Below are 1,191 nucleotides of genomic sequence, written 5' to 3' on the forward strand. Positions count from 1 at the left end.
TTATAGAGTTACTTTCGCAACAACACCAGCACCTACAGTACGACCACCTTCACGGATCGCAAAACGTAGACCTGGGTCCATTGCGATTGGGTGAATAAGTTCTACTGACATTTCAACGTTGTCACCTGGCATAACCATTTCAACGCCGTCTTGTAATTGGATTGCGCCAGTTACGTCAGTTGTACGGAAATAGAACTGTGGACGGTAACCGTTAAGGAATGGAGTATGACGACCACCTTCTTCTTTTGAAAGTACATATACTTCCGCATCGAATTTAGTGTGTGGCTTGATTGTACCTGGTTTAGCAAGTACTTGACCACGTTGTACGTCTTCACGCTTAGTACCACGTAGAAGAACACCACAGTTCTCGCCTGCACGACCTTCGTCTAGCAATTTACGGAACATTTCTACGCCAGTTACAGTTGTTTTAACTGTATCTTTAATACCAACGATTTCTACTTCTTCGCCTACTTTAACGATACCCGCTTCTACACGACCTGTTACTACTGTACCACGGCCTGAGATAGAGAATACATCTTCGATTGGCATCAAGAATGCTTTGTCGATAGCACGTTCTGGTTCTGGAATGTAAGTATCTAGCGCTTCTACAAGTGCAAGAACTGCTGATTCGCCATATTGACCATCATTGCCGTTTAATGCTTGAAGAGCTGAACCACGGATGATTGGAGTATCATCACCTGGGAAGTCATAAGTAGAAAGAAGTTCACGAACTTCCATTTCTACTAATTCAAGTAATTCTTCATCATCAACAAGGTCACACTTGTTAAGGAATACAAGAATGTAAGGTACACCTACTTGGCGAGAAAGAAGGATGTGTTCACGTGTTTGTGGCATTGGACCATCAGTCGCCGCACATACAAGGATCGCACCGTCCATCTGAGCAGCACCAGTGATCATGTTTTTAACATAATCGGCGTGTCCCGGGCAGTCTACGTGCGCGTAGTGACGAATTGGAGAATCGTATTCTACGTGTGAAGTATTAATTGTAATACCACGTGCTTTTTCTTCTGGTGCAGAGTCAATTGCTGCGTAGTCTTTAGCTTCACCGCCGTAAGTTTTTGCACAGATTGTTGCAATTGCAGCAGTTAAAGTTGTTTTACCATGGTCGACGTGACCAATTGTACCCACGTTTACGTGTGGCTTATTACGTTCAAACTTAGCCTTAGCCAT

General features: G+C 43.7%; 1 protein-coding gene. It reads right to left on the reverse strand.

Features of this window, described 5'->3' with window-relative positions; genetic code table 11:
* Complete coding sequence (gene tuf / locus CDA10_RS16670) at window positions 1–1,191, reverse strand: elongation factor Tu (protein ID WP_089606649.1); 1,191 nt, start codon at window positions 1,189–1,191, stop codon at window positions 1–3.

Source organism: Acinetobacter piscicola (assembly GCF_002233755.1).
GTDB lineage: Bacteria > Pseudomonadota > Gammaproteobacteria > Pseudomonadales > Moraxellaceae > Acinetobacter > Acinetobacter piscicola.

What these genes read in the sequence shown, in the direction of transcription:
- tuf (WP_089606649.1), bottom strand. Translation starts at nt 1,191, where the DNA reads ATGGCTAAGGCTAAGTTTGAACGTAATAAGCCACACGTAAACGTGGGT.